The 19993-nt window shown below is 55.0% G+C and carries 15 protein-coding genes and 1 riboswitch; of the genes, 6 read left to right on the plus strand and 9 right to left on the minus strand.

The genetic code is table 11. From position 1 onward, the window contains the following. The first annotated feature begins 11 nt into the window (after positions 1-11). Positions 12-950 carry an ABC transporter substrate-binding protein gene (locus tag AC3G2T_RS30370; RefSeq protein ID WP_474685156.1) on the plus strand — a complete coding sequence of 313 codons (939 nt, stop codon included), beginning with the start codon at positions 12-14 and terminating at the stop codon, positions 948-950. A gap of 7 nt (positions 951-957) precedes the next feature. Here AC3G2T_RS30370 and AC3G2T_RS30375 read toward each other — a convergent pair whose 3' ends face one another. Together AC3G2T_RS30375 and AC3G2T_RS30380 are read right to left on the minus strand one after the other, a co-directional pair. Next, positions 958-2229: a methyl-accepting chemotaxis protein gene (locus AC3G2T_RS30375; RefSeq protein WP_474685155.1), complete on the minus strand. Its 1272-nt coding sequence runs from the start codon at positions 2227-2229 to the stop codon at positions 958-960. A gap of 45 nt (positions 2230-2274) precedes the next feature. Then, entirely contained in the window at positions 2275-2571 is a 297-nt protein-coding gene (locus AC3G2T_RS30380) for a hypothetical protein (RefSeq protein ID WP_474685154.1), read from the minus strand. Between the two features lie 174 nt (positions 2572-2745). On the opposite strand from AC3G2T_RS30380, the gene AC3G2T_RS30385 reads away from it, so the two are divergent. Both AC3G2T_RS30385 and AC3G2T_RS30390 read left to right on the plus strand, forming a co-directional pair. Further along, positions 2746-4791 carry a molybdopterin oxidoreductase family protein gene (locus AC3G2T_RS30385; RefSeq protein WP_488437856.1) on the plus strand — a complete coding sequence of 682 codons (2046 nt, stop codon included), beginning with the start codon at positions 2746-2748 and terminating at the stop codon, positions 4789-4791. A gap of 357 nt (positions 4792-5148) precedes the next feature. Continuing rightward, on the plus strand, positions 5149-5430 hold the full coding sequence (locus AC3G2T_RS30390; RefSeq protein ID WP_488437857.1) for a hypothetical protein: 282 nt from the start codon (positions 5149-5151) through the stop codon (positions 5428-5430). 76 nt (positions 5431-5506) lie between these two features. On the opposite strand, the gene AC3G2T_RS30395 is transcribed toward AC3G2T_RS30390, so the two are convergent. The 6 genes from AC3G2T_RS30395 to AC3G2T_RS30420 all read right to left on the minus strand — a co-directional run bounded on the left by AC3G2T_RS30395 (position 5507) and on the right by AC3G2T_RS30420 (position 13499). Next, on the minus strand, positions 5507-6898 hold the full coding sequence (locus tag AC3G2T_RS30395) for a sugar porter family MFS transporter (RefSeq protein ID WP_474685152.1): 1392 nt from the start codon (positions 6896-6898) through the stop codon (positions 5507-5509). A 221-nt stretch (positions 6899-7119) separates the two neighbouring features. Further along, the gene (locus AC3G2T_RS30400; RefSeq protein ID WP_488437858.1) at positions 7120-8463 is read right to left on the minus strand and encodes an AraC family transcriptional regulator; all 1344 of its coding nucleotides are present in this window, start codon (positions 8461-8463) and stop codon (positions 7120-7122) included. Further along, on the minus strand, positions 8438-9886 hold the full coding sequence (locus AC3G2T_RS30405) for a sensor histidine kinase (protein ID WP_488437859.1): 1449 nt from the start codon (positions 9884-9886) through the stop codon (positions 8438-8440). The genes AC3G2T_RS30400 and AC3G2T_RS30405 overlap by 26 nt, the downstream gene beginning before the upstream one ends. Continuing rightward, positions 9883-10899: a substrate-binding domain-containing protein gene (locus AC3G2T_RS30410; protein ID WP_488437860.1), complete on the minus strand. Its 1017-nt coding sequence runs from the start codon at positions 10897-10899 to the stop codon at positions 9883-9885. The genes AC3G2T_RS30405 and AC3G2T_RS30410 overlap by 4 nt, the downstream gene beginning before the upstream one ends. Before the next feature lie 712 nt (positions 10900-11611). Next, complete coding sequence (queF, locus tag AC3G2T_RS30415) at positions 11612-12112, minus strand: preQ(1) synthase (RefSeq protein ID WP_488437861.1); 501 nt, start codon at positions 12110-12112, stop codon at positions 11612-11614. 14 nt (positions 12113-12126) lie between these two features. Continuing rightward, a riboswitch (PreQ1 riboswitch) is annotated at positions 12127-12171 on the minus strand. Between the two features lie 68 nt (positions 12172-12239). Further along, entirely contained in the window at positions 12240-13499 is a 1260-nt protein-coding gene (locus AC3G2T_RS30420) for an MFS transporter (protein WP_488437862.1), read from the minus strand. 172 nt (positions 13500-13671) lie between these two features. Here AC3G2T_RS30420 and AC3G2T_RS30425 point away from each other — a divergent pair, with 172 nt between their 5' ends. Next, a complete protein-coding gene (locus tag AC3G2T_RS30425) occupies positions 13672-15246 on the plus strand; it encodes a PAS domain S-box protein (protein ID WP_488437863.1) in 1575 nt (524 codons plus the stop codon). A 778-nt stretch (positions 15247-16024) separates the two neighbouring features. Here AC3G2T_RS30425 and AC3G2T_RS30430 read toward each other — a convergent pair. Continuing rightward, positions 16025-18085, minus strand: coding sequence for a beta-galactosidase (locus tag AC3G2T_RS30430; protein ID WP_488437864.1), 2061 nt, complete (start codon positions 18083-18085; stop codon positions 16025-16027). Between the two features lie 136 nt (positions 18086-18221). Between AC3G2T_RS30430 and AC3G2T_RS30435 the strand changes: the two genes are divergently transcribed. Both AC3G2T_RS30435 and AC3G2T_RS30440 read left to right on the plus strand, forming a co-directional pair. Next, positions 18222-19052 (plus strand): helix-turn-helix transcriptional regulator, encoded by an 831-nt coding sequence (locus AC3G2T_RS30435; protein ID WP_488437865.1) that lies wholly within the window; start codon positions 18222-18224, stop codon positions 19050-19052. 126 nt (positions 19053-19178) lie between these two features. Beyond that, positions 19179-19973: a thymidylate synthase gene (locus AC3G2T_RS30440; RefSeq protein WP_488437866.1), complete on the plus strand. Its 795-nt coding sequence runs from the start codon at positions 19179-19181 to the stop codon at positions 19971-19973. Positions 19974-19993: the final 20 nt, after the last annotated feature.

A 19993-nucleotide genomic window follows, 5' to 3' on the forward strand; every position in this document is an offset into this window, starting at 1 on the left:
GGGAGAAAACCATGAAAAAGACATCTTTACTCATCATGAGCATGATCGTAATACTAGTACTGGCCGCCTGCGGCAAGGCGGCGGCTCCGGCTGAGCCGAGCCCGGCCGCGGCCAATGCCGGGACAACGGCAGCGGCGTCGCCAACGCCCGCAGCCGCCAAAGAGCAGAGAATCGCTTCGCTGTCGATTCATCTGACGAACCACCTGCTCGCGCTCGGCATTACGCCTGTCGGCTCGGCCATCGGCGGCGACCTGAAAGACTTTTTGCCGCACGTCAAAGACCGCCTGCAAAACACGAAAAAGCTGGGCGTAGTTTCAGACCCGGATATGGAAGCTTTGCTTGCCTTAAAGCCTGACGTGATTTTCCTCGACAAGCAGTACGCCGGCAACGATCTTGCCAAATATGAGAAAATCGCTCCGGTTCAAGTGTTCGATCTGGACGAAGGGACATGGAGAGACACGCTGAAACAAGTCGGAAAGGCCGTGAACCGCGAAAAACAGGCAGAAGATTTTATCAAAGAATATGACACCGAAAAAGAGCGCGTTAAAGGGCTCATTGCAAACAAGATCGGCACCGGCAAAGTGATGGCGATCCGGGTTACGAGCAAAGAGCTCCGCGTCTTCGGCATGAAGCGTCCGATGGGCCCGATCCTGTTCGACGATTTGAAATTGCAGCCTGCCAAAGGCGTTGAGAAAATTAACAAAGCTTACGAGGTGATTTCCCAGGAGGTGCTGCCCGACTTTGACGCCGATGCGATTTTCGTCGTTGTCAACCGGGATGAGGAGGCTCAGAAGGTGTTCAAGCAGCTGCAGGGCAACCCGATCTGGCAAGGGCTCAAAGCCGTGAAGCAAAATCACGTTTACCCGATCGCCGACCAGCCGTGGCTGGACTATTCGTCGCTGGGCAGCAAGTTGTCGATGGATGAGGCGGAAAACATATTTTCCAAATAATCGCTGATTAAATGCTGAACATTTTGATTTTCTCTTTCAGGCCTTGAGCCTGCTCGCTGAGAACGTTCGCCGAAAAAGAAATTTCCTGCATGAATGCGGTTTGCTCCTGCGTGGCCGAGGCGGCTTGCATAGCCATATCCGTAATTTGTTTGGAAATGAAAGCTATCTCCTGGCCTCTCGATTCCGAGAGGCCAATTTTTTGCGCCTGCTCGCCTACCGTTCTCGCAATCATGTTTACGGCGTCCGCCGTCTGATGCACGGCGGCGCCGATATGCTCCATGGCCGCGCCGGCTTTTTGCCCTCTTCCGAGCTCTTCGTGAATGTGGCGCACCTGATCGGCTATTTTGTCCTCCATCGTATGCACTTGCGCCTGAATGTCCTTGACCAGCCTGTCGATGTTTTTGACGGCATGGGCGCTCTGTTCGGCCAGCTTTCTGATTTCCAGGGCTACGACCGAGAATCCGATGCCCTCGTCGCCGGCTCTGGCCGCTTCAATGCTGGCGTTTAAAGCGAGCAGGTGCGTCTGATCGGCGATTTCCCCGACCCATCCGGATACTTTGCCGATTTCGGCGGTATGCGCTTGCAGCTTGTTTGCCAGCGCTGTGGAGTCCTCGCTGATCGTGGAAAGATCCGATATCCCGGCCAACAGCGATTGAATGTCGCTGCCGCTTTCCCGGATGGTGACGACCATTTGCCGGGAAAGCTCGTGAACGTCCGCCGCCTTCCCGTTCATCTCCGCCGCGGCTTGCGCGGCCGACTCGATGGCGTTCAGGCACTCTAGAGACTGCTGCTCCTGCCTGTGGGTGCTGTTTGAAATGTCCTCGGTGCTCTGCGAAATTTGCTCGGCCTGCTTCGCCGCAGCCCCGATGGCGCTGTTTAACGAGGCGGAGCTTTGTTCGGCGACCGTAATGTGCTGGGAGATGTCGACGATCATGTCCCGAAGATGGCGGACCATTTTCTGAAAGGAAGCGGTCAGCATGCCGAGTTCATCATCCGATTTGTGATCGGGGATGCTGATGTCGAGGCGGCCCAAAGCCGCATCGTCGGCGAATTTGGCCAATCTCAGCAGTGGCCGGACGATCCAGCGCGCCATCAACCAGCCCAACAAACCGGTCCAGCACACGCCCAGGCTCAAAGTGCCTAAAGTGAACAGCCAGCCGGGAATGCCGCTCGCGGCCGCGTCTTTAATATAAAGAATGAAAAAAGCGCTAGTGCCGTAAGTGATGATGGAAACGGCTACAATTCCGATGACGATTTTTTGGATCAGGCCCAGACGCATACCGAAGCCCCTCTCGTTTTTGATAGTTTCAGTTTACCATGCTTCTTATTCGATAGAATCGTTTTTCAGCATGTTTTTGGCTAAATTTTCGGTCGCCAGATCCCGCGAATGATCTTCGTAATCTTCCAAAATGTCGATGATATATTCTTCGCCCGGTCTGTACGCTCTGAAAATCGCCTTTTCCTTGTTTTCCAAACGCACTTCGTGGCCGCAATCCTTTAGACATTGAGCAAAATCATGAAGGGTAGGCTGCTGGCCTTCTTCCAAAAATATGACGCCTCTCAGAAGCTTCACGCTGTCTTTGCGAATGACTTTAAAGTGAATGATATGTTCTTTTTTCACGGGTACGCACTCCCCTCATTGTTTCCTTCGCACTGCATATTTACATGGTAGCTGAAAATTGGCGGTGCAGGCTGTGATATTTGTTACTGCATCGGCCTTTATTGCGGCCGTTGGCATCTCCCGGCAGTTTCGTTACAATAGAGAAGATGCAAAGCCGGAAGGAGCCGAGTCCAAATGTCTGTCGATCGTCGCAACGGAATTTTCCCCTCGGTATGTTCGCTGGATTGTCCGGATCAGTGCGGACTGCTCGTTCATAAAGAGGACGGAAAAATTGTGAAAATAGAAGGGGACCCCGCGCACCCGGTCACGCAAGGCGCGATTTGCAACAAAGTCCGCCATATGGCGGAACGGTTATACGACCCCGAGCGGCTGCAATTTCCGCTAAAACGCGTCGGAAACAAAGGCGAGAACCGCTTTGAGCGGATCACTTGGGAGGAAGCTTTGGGCACGATCGCCGCCAACTGGAAACAGTTGATTGCCGAACATGGGGCGGAGGCGATTCTTCCTTACAGCTTTTACGGGAACATGGGCCGAATCGGCACGGAGGGCATGGATCGCCGTTTTTTCCATCGCCTGGGCGCGAGCCGGCTGCTGTATTCGATCTGCCAGGCCGCCGGAACGGAAGGTTACAATTATACGATGGGCGGGAGCTTCGGGATCGACCCCGAGGATACGGTTCATTCCAAGTTTATTGTGATGTGGGGCATCAATGCGGTCAGTACGAACATGCACCAGGTCGTGCTTGCGGAGAAGGCGCGTAAAAACGGCGCGAAAATCGTCGTGATCGATGTTCATAAAAATCAGACAGGCCGCTGGGCGGATTGGTTCATTCCGGTACTGCCGGGAACCGATGCGGCGCTTGCCCTGGGGCTGATGCATATTTTGTTCGACGAAGGTTTGACGGACGAAGCTTTCTTGAAAGAGTACACCGTAGGATACGAGGAACTGAGGAAGCATGTCCGGAAGTACGATCCTCTGACGGTGTCCGCCGTGACGGGTGTGCCGGTCGAAGATATATACCGGCTAGCCCGGATGTACGGCCAGTCCTCGCCGTCGTTCATTCGGATCGGCAACGGCCCGCAGCATCACGATAACGGCGGCATGTGCGTGCGCACGATTGCCTGCCTGCCCGCGCTTACAGGCCAGTGGCTCCACAAGGGCGGCGGCGCGATCAAGGGAAACGGCGGCTACCTGGAGCACAACACGGCTGCACTGCAGCGCCCGGATTTGCTGACCGTGAATACGCGGCGCATTAATATGAACTTGCTGGGGAGCGCGCTGCTTGAACTGGACCCTCCGGTCCGTTCGCTCTACGTGTACAATTCGAACCCGGCGCTCGTAGCTCCGCACGCCAATAAAGTCAGAGAAGGTCTCGCCCGGGAGGATTTGTTTACCGTCGTGCACGACTTGTTTCTGACAGAAACGGCGTTGTATGCGGATATCGTGCTGCCTGCTACGTCGTCTTTTGAAAATACCGATTTTTACCGGTCTTACTGGCATCATTACGTGCAAATTCAGCAGCCGGTTGCAGAACCTTACGCGGAAAGCAAATCCAATGCGGAAGTGTTCCGCTTGCTGGCGCGGGCGATGGGTTTTGAGGAGCAGGCGCTGCAGGATTCGGAGGAAGCGATGATCCGCCAGGCGCTGGATCACCCGGACAATCCGTATTTGGACGGGCTCACCTATGAGGCGCTGCTGGAAAAACAGTTTGTCAAAGCGGCGGTTCGGCCGCTCTTCCCGGGGCGGCTAAGTACCCCAAGCGGGAAAATCGAGCTTTATTCGCAGACGATGGAAAGCCGGGGCTATCCGCCGCTGCCTGTTTATACGCCGCTTCACGAAGACGAGAAGCTGCCGTTTTTGTTCGTTCCGGCGCCGAATCATAACTTTTTGAATTCGACCTTTTCCAATAATGCCAAGCATGTGCGCATGGAAAAAGCGCCAAAGCTGCATATGAATGCAGCGGATGCCGCAGCCCTTGGAGTGGCGACCGGCGACAAGGTGCGGGTCTGGAACGGGCGAGGGGAATGCGAACTGGTCGCCTCGGCCGGAGAGGACGTGCTCCCGGGAGTCGTCGTCAGTCAAGGCCTCTGGGCCGACTCACCGGAAGGCAAAGCGCCGGCGTTGGTCAATGCGCTGACGCCTGACCGTGTGGCCGATATGGGCGGAGGAGCGACCTTTTTCTCCGGGCGGGTACAGGTGGAAAAGAGCGCAGGGCGGTAAAAGCAGGAAGGCTGCCGCACAAGCAGCTTGTGAGATGCTTGTGGGGCTGGCGCCGCGTCCGGCAAAGCTGCAAACGCGCGGCGTTGCCCCGCCGACAGAATTCGCACCGCGCGCAGCTCCCAGCGCGTGGTATTTGCGCTGCATGGCGGTCGGTCCGACCACAGCAAATCTCAGGCTGTTGAGAAAAACGTACACGCCAGAGCCGGTTGCACAATCGCCTGGCTGCGCGAAGAAAGCCTGCATAAATCAGATTGTTGATAAAGTGGCGGCTTAGAGGAATCAGAGGGGAACAGCCGCTCTCTCCCACCCACGTCTCTCTTACACGGGTTACGGAGCTGAAGTAGGGGGCAAAGCGGTTTGGCCCGGGAGAAAACCTGCGAAAGTGCAGTTTTTTTCGCAAAAGTGGCTCGTTTTGGCGAAAAGCCTGCGATTGTGCAGGAATTTTCCGCGAAAATGAATCTGAGCCCATGTTCGCGGCGAAAAGCCTGCACATTTGCAGGAATTCGTCGTGACCAGCGTATCAACCGGGCAAAAACTGTACTTTTGCAGGTTTTCTTCGCGCAACCAGGCAGATTGTGGGCGATCGGTTCGGCTTGTGGGTTTCTGAGCAGCCTGCAAATCAGCAGTTTTTTCCGTTAGGAGTCTGTCGGGCGGAGTTGCTTTTGTGCATAAAGAAGGGGCTGTCCGTTGAGACAACCCCTTCTTTCATAAAAGCTTAAGCTTGTTTCGAAGTCCACATGGATTCGATTTCCTCCAGCGATTTTCCTTTCGTTTCAGGCACGGCGCGCCAGGTGAACAGGAATGTGAACAGCGACATTACGCCGAAAATCCAGAAGGTGATGGCAGGTCCGGCGGATTGAAGCATCGGCGGGAACGATTGGGAGACGATATAGTCCGCCGCCCACAGCGCCATGGATGCGATTGCCGTAGCTCTGCCGCGGATGCGGTTCGGGAAAATTTCTGACAAAATGACCCAGACGACCGGTCCGAGCGACACGGCGAAGGATGCCACGTAGATCAGGATGAAAATAAGCACGAGCGGCCCGCTTGTATAGCCGGTATGAAAAGCGATGCCGATAACGAGCAGGCACAGCGTCATCATTGCGGACCCGACGAGCAGCAGCGCTTTGCGTCCCACTCTATCGATCAGCCATAAAGACAAGATGGTGAACATAAAATTGATGAAGCCGATGAGAATCGTTTGCACCAGCGAAGCGCTTGTGCCCGCGCCCATTTGCTTGAAAATTTCCGGGGCGTAATACATGATCGCGTTGATGCCGGTCACCTGCTGCAGGATAGCCAGCACTACACCCGCAATGAGAGCCCAGCGCAGCCCGGGTTTAAACAGTTCTTTGATGGAGCCGTTGCTTTCCTCTTTGAACGATTCTTTAATGTCGAGCACTTCTTTGCGGGCAAGTTCCTCGCCATGAATTTTCAGCAGAATCGGCAGCGCCTCTGCGGGGCGTTTTTGCTTGATCAGCCATCTTGGGCTTTCAGGCACGAAAAACAGCAGCGCCATGAACAGCAGGCCGGGAATGACGCCGATGCCGAACATCAGGCGCCAGCCGGTGGAAATATTCCATGCCTCGTCCCCGGCGCCGGCAATGCTCAAATTGACAAAATATACGAGAAAAATGCCCGTAACCGTAGCAAACTGGTTGAACGCGACAAGTCTGCCGCGGTATTTGGCCGGCGCGATTTCGGCATTGTACAGCGGGCACAGGGTCGAGGTGATGCCGATGCCGACACCGCCGATGATCCGGGCTATAATGTATCCGGAAAAAGTAGCCGGAATCGCGGAGCCGAGCGAGCCGATAATAAACAAGAAGGCCGCGGCGATAAGCACTTTTTTGCGGCCGAACTTGTCGCTGAGCACGCCGGAACCGGCGGCGCCGACGATACAGCCGATGATCAGGCTGGATACGGCCCAGCCGACCTGCACTTCATTCAGGCCGAACCGCTCCTGCATAAATCCGATCGCGCCCGAGACAACGGCTGTATCGAAGCCAAACAGCAAACCGCCCAATGCGGCGATAATCGAAACGAGCGTTACAAACTTGATGCTGATTTTTTCATTTTCGTTTTCTATGCGAACAGCTGCTTCCATTTTGATCACTCCTCTCAGTATCTCCATACGGAAACGAGTTCATTATAGCATGCCGCAAAGTTCGCAAAAGGAGGGATCGTCTGCACTTATTTGTGGTCTTGCCGCATTTATTTTGCAATTGCCGGCGCATCGCCCCCTACGCGGCCGGACTAGCACATTCTTGCTGTCCGAACACAAAAAAGTCCACGTCCGTTCAAGACGTGAACATCGCCCGCTTGGGCTTATTTGGTCTGGCCGCGGTACTCGGTCGGGGTGACTCCCGTTACTTTTTTGAACACCCTGCTAAAATAATTCGGGTCTTTGTATCCGACCTCGAAGCATACTTCCTTAAGGCTGACCGAGCCGGCAGCGATCAGTTCCTTGGCCTTTTCGATCCGCAAGCCGGTTACAAAATCAATGAACGTTTCGCCGACTTGCTGCTTGAATACCTTACTGAAATAGTGGGGATTGAGGTGGACGAAATCGGCGACTTCCTCCAGCGATATGTCTTCGGTGTATTGGTCCCGAATATAGCTTTTCGCTTTGTCCAGCACCGACAAGGTTTGCTGCTCGCGCTCTTCCCGGATGCGCTCCAGCGCGGACAAGACGTAGGACTGCCTGGCGGGAGACGGCGATGACAGGGGTTCGCCTTTGGCGGAGGACGGCCCGTCCGAATGGCCTTCTTTCAGGTCATCGAAGCTGCATACCCGGCCGCCCTGGTCATAGCAAGTGGAAGCAAATACCGCTTCAAAATATGACTTGCGAAAACCTTCGGACCCGCTGCGCTCCGTCCCGATGCCGACCGAAACGGACAGCTCCAGCTGGCGTTCGGTCAAGGAGCATACCTTTTCGCCAAAGCTCAAAACTTCTGCTTTCCATAAGGAGGCGGATAATTCCGGCGGTTTTCTGAGGAAAACGGCCATGTGCAGATCGATCAGCGAACTGACGATGCATGAGCCGTGCGTTTTGGCAAAATTCCGGATGGTATCATACATCTTTTTCTTCGTGCGGGCATGCAGATGCTCCGGAAAAGCGATTACGATTGCACAGCCGTCGTCGATGGGGAATTCCAGCCACTCGGACAACTGCTCCACGCTCGCATCGAGCACCTGATCGACCATGAAAAGCATAGCCAGCTCGTTTTCGACCAAAGGCTGCAGCTGGGACACTTTGTCCCGCAGCTCCAATTCCTCTGCGCGCTTGCTTTTTTCCGTATCCAGCTCTTCGAGCAGCTGCTGCAGCGTTTTGACGACTTGCTCGCGGCTCGCCGGTTTGACGATGTACTGCTTGACTCCGAGCGACATCGCCTCCTGGGCATAAGCAAAATGGTCGTAAGCCGTCACCATCACGAATTTCGCATCCGGCAGCCGCCGCCGAATTTCCCGCAGAGCCGTAAGCCCCTGGATGCCGGGCATATTGACATCCATGAAAATAATGTGCGGACGGTGCTCATCCGCCTGCTCGATCGCCCGCCGTCCGTTCTCCGCATGAATCACCTGGAACGTATCCGGCATCATACGCTGGATGATCCATTCCAGCCCTTCGCGCTCCAGCGCCTCGTCATCCGCGATCAACATCCGGTACATGCGTCCTGTCACCTTCCTTTCGATACGGAATCCGGACGGATACCGTCGTTCCTTTTCCGGGCTCGCTTTGAATATGCACCCAGTCTCCGCTTCCGTAAAACAACTGCAGCCGCTTAAACACATTCCTGGTCCCGATGCCCGCGGAATCCTTAGTGCCGGCCCCGGCTTCAAGCTGCAGCATCGACCGGCGGGTTTCCTCGCTCATGCCGCTGCCGTTGTCCGCGACCTGAATCGCTACCGCATCGGCTTCGCCGCGAATGCTCAAGCGAATGACCGCGCCGCGCTCCATCTTTTCAATGCCGTGGACGAACGCATTTTCCACAAGAGGCTGGATCGTCAGCAAAGGGATCGGTTCGTTCAGCACGGCTTCATCGACCTCCGTTTCAAAGCGGACCCTGTCGCGAAACCGGGTTTGCTGAATCCGGATGTATTCCCGGACATGCGCCAGCTCGTCCCGCAAAGTCGCCGGCTCGTCCAGCTTGCGCAAATTGTACCGCAGCAGGTTGGACATGGATACGATCAGATCGCTGGTCTGCTCCGCTCCTTCGATGAGGGCAAGTTTGGAAATGCTGTTCAGCGTATTAAACAAAAAATGGGGATTGATCTGGCTCTGCAAGGCTTGCAGCTCCAATTCCTTCATAAGCCTGTCTTTTTCGAGGCTTTCCTTCTCTTTGGCTATCAGCTCCCGCAAATCGCCCATCATGTGCCGAAACGTATTGGATAATAAGCCGAGCTCGTCCCCGCCATGCAGCCCCGGATCCGTATGCAGGTCTCCCCGGGAGATGTGTCTGGCTGTTTGCACCAGGCGGTTGACCGGCCACGTTATGCTGCGGGATATCCATACCGCAAGGACGACGCTGAGCAGCGTGTTCACGACGAATACCGCCGCGCCCAGCCGGTACATTCGCTGCTGCGCGTCATGAATATCCTGATAGGCGGATTGGTACGAGCTCAGCTCCAAATCGACGAGATGCTGGCTTTCATCGCGGATAAAGCCGGTCGTCTTTTCCGCGTCCTCGTAATGGTTCAGCGCCTCGCGGGATTCGTGGGAATCGGCTTTGGACAGCGACGCCCCCGCCTGTTCCAAAAGGGTGCCGATCAGGTTGGCGTAGCCGGCCAATACGGACGGATTGACCGCGGCGTTTTCCTGACCGGCCAGTGCGGCACGCAGCGCAAGCAGCTCGCTTTGCATCGCGTTCAGCTCCGCATGGCTGTTTTCGTCAGGGCTCAGAAGGTAGTTGTAGAGCGTTTTCAGCATGTTTTCGGCTTTTTGGGAGGACTGTTTGTACAAGAGAAAGCGGTCCATTCTCGTATCGTAACTTTGCTGCACGGCTTTCCCGTTTTCGAACAAAAAGAAAGTGACTGAATTCGTCAGCAGCACCAGCAGAGGAATAAATAAAAGCAATTTGGTACGGATCGTCATGGCCCGTTTCCTCCGGTTTCGCCGGTTCCGCCGGCGGCTTCACTGCCGAGGCTGCTGCGGTCCAGCACGGTGGTTGAAGTGAACAGCTGCGGCTGCACCGCTTTGCCATGAAAAAAATCGTTCGCCAGCGAAACGGCCTGATAGCCGATTTCGTGTGGCTGCTGGACGATGGCGGTGGCGATCTGTCCCTGGCGGATGCCGTCCTTTGTCTCCTTCACATCGTCAAAGGCAAAAACAGCAAGGCTGCGCGGCTTCACCCGGCGCGCGGCTTCGGCGATTCCCGGCCCGTCCAGGGCGCTCAAGCCGACCATATAGCCGATTTCCGGGCGCTGCGTCAGAAGATCGGCCGCTTGTTCGGCCGCTTGGAGGCGGGAAATGTCGGACGAGCGGACTTCGGCTACGGCAAGTCCGGGATAACGCTTAATGACGGATCGAAATCCGTCCAACCGCAGGCGTTGATTATACGCCTGCTCATTGCCGATGATCACGCCGATGGTGCCCTGACCGCCCGCGGCTTGGGCGACAAGTTCGCCCATCCGCTCGCCGGCCGCGGAATTGTCGGTGCCTACGTAAGAGAGCCGCCGGCTGCCAGGCTCGTCCGTATCCACGGCGATGACCGCGATCCCCTGCGAAACGGCTTTATCGATCAGCCGGCGATACTGCGGATCGCCGATTCCTTGCGCCAGCACGGCATCGGCTTTGGCCGCGATCGCTTTTTCCAGCAGCCGGATTTGCTCTGCCGGATTGATGCGGTTCGGCCCGGTATATTCCAGCTCCAGTCCGAACTGCCCGGCAGCTTCTCGGGCCCCCTGCTCGATAGACCTCCAGTATGGATTGTCCATTTCCTGGGAAATTAGCACGACATGCCGAGCCGCTTGGCCGTTCGGCAGACCGGCTTCGGGCGGCTTGACCAAGGCCCGGATGCGGATCGTCGAGAGCAAAAATTGCAGCAGCAAGAAGGCGAACAGTGCAAATAGCAATAGTATGGCAATTTTCCATTTTTGATTCGACATGAAGTCACGGCCCCCGTCGGATAGACTCATACGTCATTATACAAAAAGCCGGAAAAGAAACCAAAGCGGCGTATGTGCAGGAACCACGGGAACGGGACAACCCGAAAAAGCGGGCAAAATGCCCGCCCGCTTTCAGTATGCCGGTTCCCGGCGCTAGCAGAAGCGAAATACTCCGCTAGATGTTGTATTCCAACCCGGTATACCCGATCGACCGAGCGAGCTTTTCGCTCCTGTCAACGCGAAGAAACCTGCAAATCAGACAGACTATCGAGAAACCCGCACACACGCTGGACAATAGCAAATCTGCCTGGAAATGTGGGGAAAAGCTGCAAATCAGACTCTCGAGAAACTCGCACACATGCCGGAAAAAAGCAAATCTACTTGGAAAACCGGAGAAAACCTGCAAAAGTACAGTTTTTTGCCATCGGCACGCTCGCAGCGAAACAATTCCTGCAAATGTGCAGGTTTTTTCGCGAATACCAGGGCGTAGGCCCATTTTGATTGAAAATTCCTGCACAATCGCAGGCTTTTCCTCCAAATGAACCTCATGCACAGAAAATTCCTGCACTTTTGCAGGTTTTCCCCTGCGGCTAAGCCATATTACGAACAGCTCCGTCGTCTTTGGCCATGGATGCTTAGCACAGTCGTAATTTTCGACTATGCCTGCATCAGGCAGAACGCCTGTCCCGCACCCATCTTTACTATGCTCTATTTATCGGTTGTCGACTTTTTCGGGATACAGGTCGTGGTTCATAAGCCGGTGTTCGGCCATCGCCTCGTATTTTGTGCCGGGTTTGCCGTAGTTGCAGTAAGGGTCGATGGAAATGCCCCCTCGGGGAGTGAATTTGCCCCAGACTTCAATGTACCAGGGGTCCATCAGGCCGATCAAATCGTTCATAATGATGTTCACGCAGTCTTCGTGAAAATCGCCGTGATTGCGGAAGCTGAACAAATACAGCTTGAGCGATTTGCTTTCCACCATTTTAATATGGGGAATATAGGAGATGTACAAAGTCGCAAAATCCGGCTGCCCGGTCATCGGGCATAAACTGGTGAATTCGGGGCAGTTGAATTTCACAAAATAGGCTCTGTCCGGATGCTTGTTGTCAAACGCTTCCAGAACGCCCGGATCGTAGTTGAAAACGTACTTGGTCCCTTGATTGCCAAGCAGTGTAATATCCTGCAATTCTTCGCTGCTTCTTCCTGCTGTCATAAGTGGTTTCCACCTTTTTCTTAGTTTTTTTATAGAGGGAGTTTGCGAACCTCTGCGAACTTTGGCCAAGCTCAAGCCGGCTACTTTCGAAATATACCATACACACCGGGGAAAAGCATCCTTGCTTTTAAATGGCTTCGCCGCGCCGCTTGAGCATTCTGTACAAAATGAAGCTCACTACCGCGCACGCAAGCGCGCATGCGGCGATAAATATATAGCCGGCTTGCAGACCTGCGACCAGTCCGGTCTCAGCATCGCCCGTGCCGGCAAAATAAGACTTGAACCCGTCGGTGATCGCGCCGACGAGGAAATTGCCGATCACGCTGGCGATGCCCATCATCGTTACCGTGAACGTGATCGCGGTCTCGCTGCCGCTGCGGTAACGCTTGGCGAGCATGGCCATCACCGTCGGATAGATGGGAGCGATCCCGGCGCCCGCCAGAGCGAACAAAAAAGCTCCCGGCGGTCCTGCAGCAATCGCTGCGAGCGAGCATAAGCCCGAGAAGGCGGAGAACAGGATGAGCGAGAAGACGAAGCCGATTTTGTCCGTAAGCGGTCCGAGGACCAGCCTTGCGAGCGTAAAGCACAGAAAAAAGACGGACAGCATGCCGGAAGCTTCGGCCATTTCCCAGTGGTAAGCTTTTTCCAAAAAGTTGACCAGCCAACTGCCGATAGACAGCTCCGATACGACGCCGAAGGAAAGAATAGCGACGATCAGCCAAGCTACGGGATCACGGACGTAGGCTTTCATCGAAATCTGTTCCGCCGCTTCGCCGCCGCCGTCTCCGGGAAACTTCGAGAGCACCGATGGAATCATCGGAAGCAGCGCGAGAGCGAGCATGATCATATACATGCCCCGCCATCCCAATTCGCCGCCCCCCAAATGGGCGCCCATCAATATGGAAGCCAGGATCGGCGCGGCAATGGAACTTAATCCGTAGAAGAAATGAGCGAGGTTCATCATCATGCCGGTGTTTTTGGTGAAAATTTTTGCCCCGAGAATAGCCAGCGCGATTTCCAGCATCCCGTTGCCGATGTACATGAAAAAGTAAGAGGAAGAGAACGACAAAAACTGCGGCGAAACCGCAATCAGGACTCCCGATATGACCATGGAGCCGAAAGAGATCAAGCATGTCAGTTTCAGCCCGATTTTACGGCTCAGAAAGCCGGTGAAGCTGCAGGCAAGCAGGTAGCCCAAGGAATTGAGCGAAAGCAGGGTGCCGATTTGTATTTCATTGAGCGCAAAGTCGCTCTGAATACGGGGGATGGCAGGTCCTTTAATATTTTCGGAAAAACCGAAAACGAGAAAGCCGACGAAAGTCACCAGCAGCAAATAATAATAGTTTTTGCGGGATGGCGCGGCTGCAAGCTTGTGCTCGATTTCCATAAAATGAAACCTCCAAAATGATATGTGTAAGATGCAACGGCCCTGACAGATTTCCTTTATTTTACCACATAAGCCGGAGTCGGTGCCTAACAACAATGTTATAGCCAATCTCTGGATATCCATTGTATACTTTTACATATCAAAGTCATGAGCGAGGGTGGAATGTACGAATATGGCGACAAAAGGAAACCCTTTGGATGAAGCGATGTTTGACATGTTCGCCTGCATGCCGATCGGCGTTATGTTCGTCGGACCCGACGGTCGATTCATGAGAGCCAACGCCGGTTTCTGCAAGTTCGTAGGTTATGCGGAAGAGGAACTGCTGCACCTGAATTTGTACGCGCTTACGCATCCGGAAGATGCCCCGTTGACCCAAGCGCAGTTTGCCTTCGGCACACACCCGCCGGAGCCGTTCAGCATGGAGCAGCGGTACTTCCACAAGCAAGGACATACCGTATGGGGACTCGTACAGGGAGACATGAAAAAAGAAAATTTGTACGGGCTCGAGGCTCCTTTTTACATCTGTTTTGTCCATGACATAACTATAATGAAGAACCAGCAGGAAGAACTGCTCGCGGTGCAAGAAAAATACGAATCGTTCATTAACCGCTCTTCCGATGCGATTTTGATTTATGATACGGAAGGACGCGTCCTTCAAGCGAACGACGGACGCGACATGACGATGCTCAAAAAGCTGTGGGAGCGGACCAAGCAGCAGGAGAAATCGTTCAAGCAGCTGGTGGAAAACTCGCCCGAGCCGTTCATGATCATAAAAGGCTATGAATGGGCGTACAGCAATCCTGCAGGACTGAGACTGTTCGGGGCGGATCGTCCCGAGCAAATTGTCGGCCGGCCTGTGCTGGAATATACCCATCCCGATTACCGGCAGCAGGTGCAGACCCGAATTCGCAGCGGGCTAAATGGGTTTACGAGCAGTTGGATGCCGCTGAAAGTCATCCGACTGGACGGACAAATCCTCGACGTCGAAGCGACGGGATTTCCCGCCAATGACGATGCCGAGCCGGCGATTCATGTGCTTCTTCGGGATGTGACCGAACGCCTGAAGACGGATGAGCTCATGCGGATATCCGATAAGTTGAACGCCGTAGGCCAACTAGCCGCCGGCATCGCCCATGAAATCCGCAACCCGCTGACAGCCATTAAAGGCTTCGTGCAGCTGGCGCAACAAAAATTTCCGGAAAACCTCGACTACTTTTCGATCATTCGCTCCGAGGTGGAACGAATTGAGCTTATAACCGGCGAGCTGCTTTTGCTGGCCAAGCCTGGCGTCAAAGCCGTGCAGGCCATCGATCTTTGTGAAATACTCAATAATGTAAGCGCACTCCTCGAAACGCAGGCGATCATGAGCGGTGTGCAAATTTTTAAGGAATACACCTTTGCCCCTCTTCCTGTCATGTGCGATGCGAACCAGTTGAAGCAGGTGTTCATTAACATTGTGAAAAATGCGATAGAAGCAATGCCAAAAGGCGGCGAAATCACCATTACCGCCGGGCTCGACCTTAACGTGATCACCGTTTCCATTGTCGACCAGGGGCCGGGCATTCCCCAAGAAAAGCTGAAAAACCTCGGCCAGCCGTTTTATACAACGAAACCCCAAGGCACAGGCCTCGGCTTGGTTGTAAGCTACAAAATCATCCAAAATCACGGAGGCTCCATCCAAGTAGAAAACGCCGCCGGCGGAGGGGCTGCCTTTACGATCAAGCTCCCTTGCGCAGTGGGCTTGTGACGCTTGTTTGAGCCGCTGCGGAGCGACGCAAAACTCCGCCCCAGCCGGCATCACGGCGTTCCCGCATACCAGCCAGTGACTTAGCTGCCTGCAAAAAAAGTAACATTCCAGCAGCGGCAAGTGGCTTGACCTCAAACGAAACAGTAGCTTACCAATCGAAAAGCCTGCAAAAATGCAGGCTTTTTTGATGGAGAAGGCCCATTTGGAGGAAAAGCCTGCGATTGTGCAGGAATTTTCGGTCAGGATGGGCTTGGGCCCCCAATTTCAGCGAAAAGCCTGCAGATTTGCAGGAATTTTTCGCGGCGAGCGTAAACAGGTGCAAAAAGATGTACTTTTGCAGGCTTTCTGCGGCATTCCGCGTTCTCGAGTCGCCCGACCGCCGTCATGCAGCGCAACACCACGCGCTGGGGGCTGCTTTTCGCGGCGAGCGTAAACAGGTGCAAAAAGATGTACTTTTGCAGGCTTTTCTGCGCATTCCGCGTTCTCAGGTCGAGCGATCGCCACCATGCAGCGCAACACCACGCGCTGGGGGCTACTTTTCGCGGCAAGCGTAAACAGGCGCAAAAAGATGTACTTTTGCAGGCTTTTCCGCGCATTCCGCGTTCTCCGGTCGCCCGACCGCTGTCATGCAGCGCAACACCACGCGCTGGGGAGCTGCACATCGGCGCGATTGCACTCCGCATTCCGCACTGCGTCGCCCCTCGGTCGCGCTTCTGCGCTTCGAACGGCGGAGCATCCTGCAAGCAATCGCCCTGTGTGTGTTGTCCAGCGGCTCCCCCTATTCGGATAAAATCAAAACCCCGAACCCTTCCAACCGGAACTCGCCGCTCAGGCGCTTGCCGGTAATCAGGTCGGTTTTTTCCTGTTTCAGCCGGATCGTGACGGCGTCTTCGCTGTAGTTCAGCAGGAAGGCGAAGCTGCCGGCCGCCCCGCGCCGGATTTGCAGTTCTACCTGCTCGGGCAGCTCCAGCCAATCCGCGGCGGGGGAGGCGATGCCGAGGAGCCGGATCATCCGGCCCGCTGCGTCCTCGTTGAAGACCGCGCCGTAATACCAAGCCTCGCCCTGGCCGAGCTTGTTTCGGGTAACGGCCGGCTTGCCGGCATAATAATCGGAGGCGTACACGGCTGCGATCTCTACGGCGCTATCCTCGTCCGCCTGCAAAACATCATTAAAAGCAGCCGCTTCCGTCAAGGCGGAAGGGTCGTCTGCCCAACGCATCGCTGTCGGCCGGCGCGTGCCTTTGATCATGGTAAACTCTTCGACCGTTATACCGCACAGTTCTGCGGCTGCGCCGGGAAAAGGACGCATATAGCATTGGCCGCGCTCGTCCTTATAGCCGGTTCTGCAGCCGAAGATCACTTTGCCGCCCTGAAGCACGTACGCTTTCAGCAAAGCGGCCGTTTCGTCGCGCATGATGGTCGGGTGCGGGTAAATGAGCGCCTCGTACCGCGTCAGCTCTTCCAAGGTCGTGCCGCTTCGCAAATACAGCACATCGCTGGGGATATGCCTGCGCTGGAGCGCTTTGAACCAGGCTTTATTGCTAAGCCAGGTAAAAGGGCCGTGCCACACATCGTACTCGCCGTCCCACTCGTTGTCATAGTCGCGGACGATCGCAACGCTTGCCACGTTGCGGGTTCCGACGATGCTTTGGCCGATGGCCGCAAGCTCGCTCCCGATCTGGCCGGCTTCCCGCACTCTGCGGTTCGGCCGGTTATGGTAATCATTGATGCCGTGCCAATAAATTTCATTGCCGAAGGTCGCGGTGCGCCAGCGGAAATAGAGCACCATATCGGCGCCATGGGCGATGGACTGGTACGTCCATAAGCGCATTTGTCCCGGTTTGGGGGAAGGCATATCCATCCGGTTGACCCAGCCCCCGGGCCCCGACTGCTGCTCCATCACGCAGAAATTCGGCGAAATGGAGCGGGTTGTGGACAGCGACAGGCTCCAGCTTCTGTCCAGCAGCGGGTTCGGGTCGTCCTGATCGCCGCGGATGGTCGAAAACTGAGGGTAAGAGTCATAGCTGAAAAAATCCAGCAGCTCGTCCGTCAGGCGATGATTGTCCAAATGCCCGAACAGCCCGTTGGTCGTAATCCAGTGATTCGGCGCCGCTGCGCGAATCATATCGGCCTGCACCTTGGCGAACGAGATCGTGTTGTCGGAAATGAATCTCTTCTCGTCGAGAGCCTGATGCGGGTTCGGCTGCCGGGGACTCGGCGTCGGCCTGGGCAAATGAACCTGCGACCAGTCCGAGTACGTCTGGTTCCAGAACACGGTTCCCCACGCTTCATTGAGCCGCTCCAGTGTCGTATATTTGACCTGCAGCCATTCGCGGAATGCAGTATGATCCGCCGGCGAATAAAACTCGCCGATCTCGCAGTTCAGCTCATTGTCGATCTGCCAGCCGACGACGGCCGGATGGCCGGCGTAATGCTCCGCCAGCTTCGCCGTAATCCGCGCGCACAGCTCGCGGTATTTCGGGCTGCTGTAATTGTAATGGCGCCGCATGCCGTGATGCAGGGTGACGCCTTCGTACGTAACGTTCAGCACTTCAGGATATTTATGCGTCAGCCAAGCCGGAGGCGTAGCCGTCGGCGTGCCCAAAATAACTTTAAGTCCGTGGCGGTGAGCCAGATCGAGTGTCCGGTCGAACAGCTCGAAGGAGAACCGTCCTTCCTCGGGTTCGAAGATCGACCAGGCGAATTCCGCCACCCGGATGATCGTGAAGCCCAGTTCGCGCATCCGGCGGTAATCGTCGTCCCACATCGATGCCGGCCAATGTTCGGGATAATAGCAGACGCCCAGTTCGAACTTTTCAAAAGCAGCAGCGCTTTTCATGTCCAACCTCCAAATATGAAAAATATGCTTTCATGTTCTTTCTATTTCATTGTAAAATCAAGAATATTGCCAGTATATAATAAAATCCTGCTTTTATAAGACGATGTTGCTCTCTTGCCCGCGAAAGGAGACGCCCATGAAACAGCAATATTATGTACCGCCTCCCGCGTACCCTCACTACGTTTGCTATCCGGACATGACAGGCCGGTATTACGATTTCCCGCAGCATATGGAGCGCAGGAGCGAAGGATCTCTGTCCAGCTACAATCTGCATTTGATTTTTGGCGGAAAAGGCTACGTTTTTCACGATGGCAAACGGATTCCTTTAAGCGCCGGGACGGGTTTTCTTTATCCTAGACGGGCCTTTCAGCAATACGGGACCGACGCGGCCGACCCTTGGGACATCAGATGGGTCCATTTTGACGTCGGGACGCCGCTGCCTTTGCTGCAGGAGGTGGATCAGTCGCGCGGCTGGTTTTTTTCGTTCGAGCCGAAAGTGCGGTTTGAGGATTTGTTCGAAGATATGTACGGCATGTGCGCCGCCTTCGAAACCCGGCACGAGCCGCATCTCTCGGCGCTGCTTTATGAAATTTTGGTCAAATTGCTGCAAAATTCCGCGCGGCTGGACGGGACGATTCCTTTGGAAAAGCGGCATTCGATCCGGGCTGTAGCGGATACGATCCACAGGCTTTGCGAGCAGCACTGGACTTTGGACACGATGGCCCGCCTGTCTGGATACAGCTCGTACCATTTTTTGCGTTTATTTCGCGCCGTAATGGGGAAGACGCCCAATCAATATTTGGCCGAATGCCGCATCGTCAGGGCGAAACTGCTCTTGGTTTCCACACGCCTTCCGATCTCCGAGGTTTCCGTGCAGGCGGGCTTTTCGCAAGCGAGCTATTTCATCAAAGTGTTCAGACAGCTCGAAGGCATGTCCCCCAAAGAATACCGGATGCTGTTCGGCTGACGCACCTGTCTTTGATAATTATGCCCAGGGACTACTGTCGGTTTCGGAAGTCCTTTGCTATAATTGTAGTAATTGTCTCGGAGAACGGGCAAAATTCGTAGCATAACAGTTTAATCGAGGTGGCTGATGAAAGCTTATTTGGAACTGCTTCAAGATATATTGGACACCGGGGTTCAAAAAGAGGACCGCACCGGTACCGGCACCATTTCGGTATTCGGCCGGCAATTGAGATTCGATTTGCAGCAAGGATTTCCGCTGCTGACAACGAAGAAATTGCACATCAGATCGATCGTTCACGAGCTGCTGTGGTTTTTGAGCGGAAGCACCAATATTCAATATTTGCATGACAACGGGGTTACGATCTGGGACGAATGGGCCGACGAGGAGGGGAACCTTGGGCGCGTGTACGGCGCGCAGTGGCGCACCTGGCTAGGTCCGGACGGACAAGCTGTCGATCAGATCGCGGGTGTGATCCGGCAAATCAGGAACAACCCGGATTCGCGACGCCACCTGGTCAGCGCCTGGAACCCGGCGGAAGTGGACGGCATGGCGCTGCCGCCCTGCCACTACGCATTTCAATTTTATGTAGCGAACGGCCGGTTGTCCTGCATGTTTCAGATGCGGTCGGTCGATACTTTTCTGGGGCTTCCGTTCAATATCGCGTCATACGCTCTTTTGACGCATATGGTCGCCCAGCAGTCCGGGTTGGAGGTCGGCGAGCTGATCTGGACCGGCGGCGACGTGCACATTTATTTGAACCATCTGGAGCAGGTCAAGCTGCAATTGACAAGGGAGCCGTACGGTCTTCCGACGCTGCAAATCAACCGCAAGCCGGATTCGATTTTCGACTACCGGTTTGAAGATTTCGAGATCGCCGGATATCAATCGCATCCCGGCATCAAAGCGCCGATTGCGGTCTAACGCCGCTGCTAATCAGGATT

This window comes from Paenibacillus sp. sgz302191 (assembly GCF_057749925.1).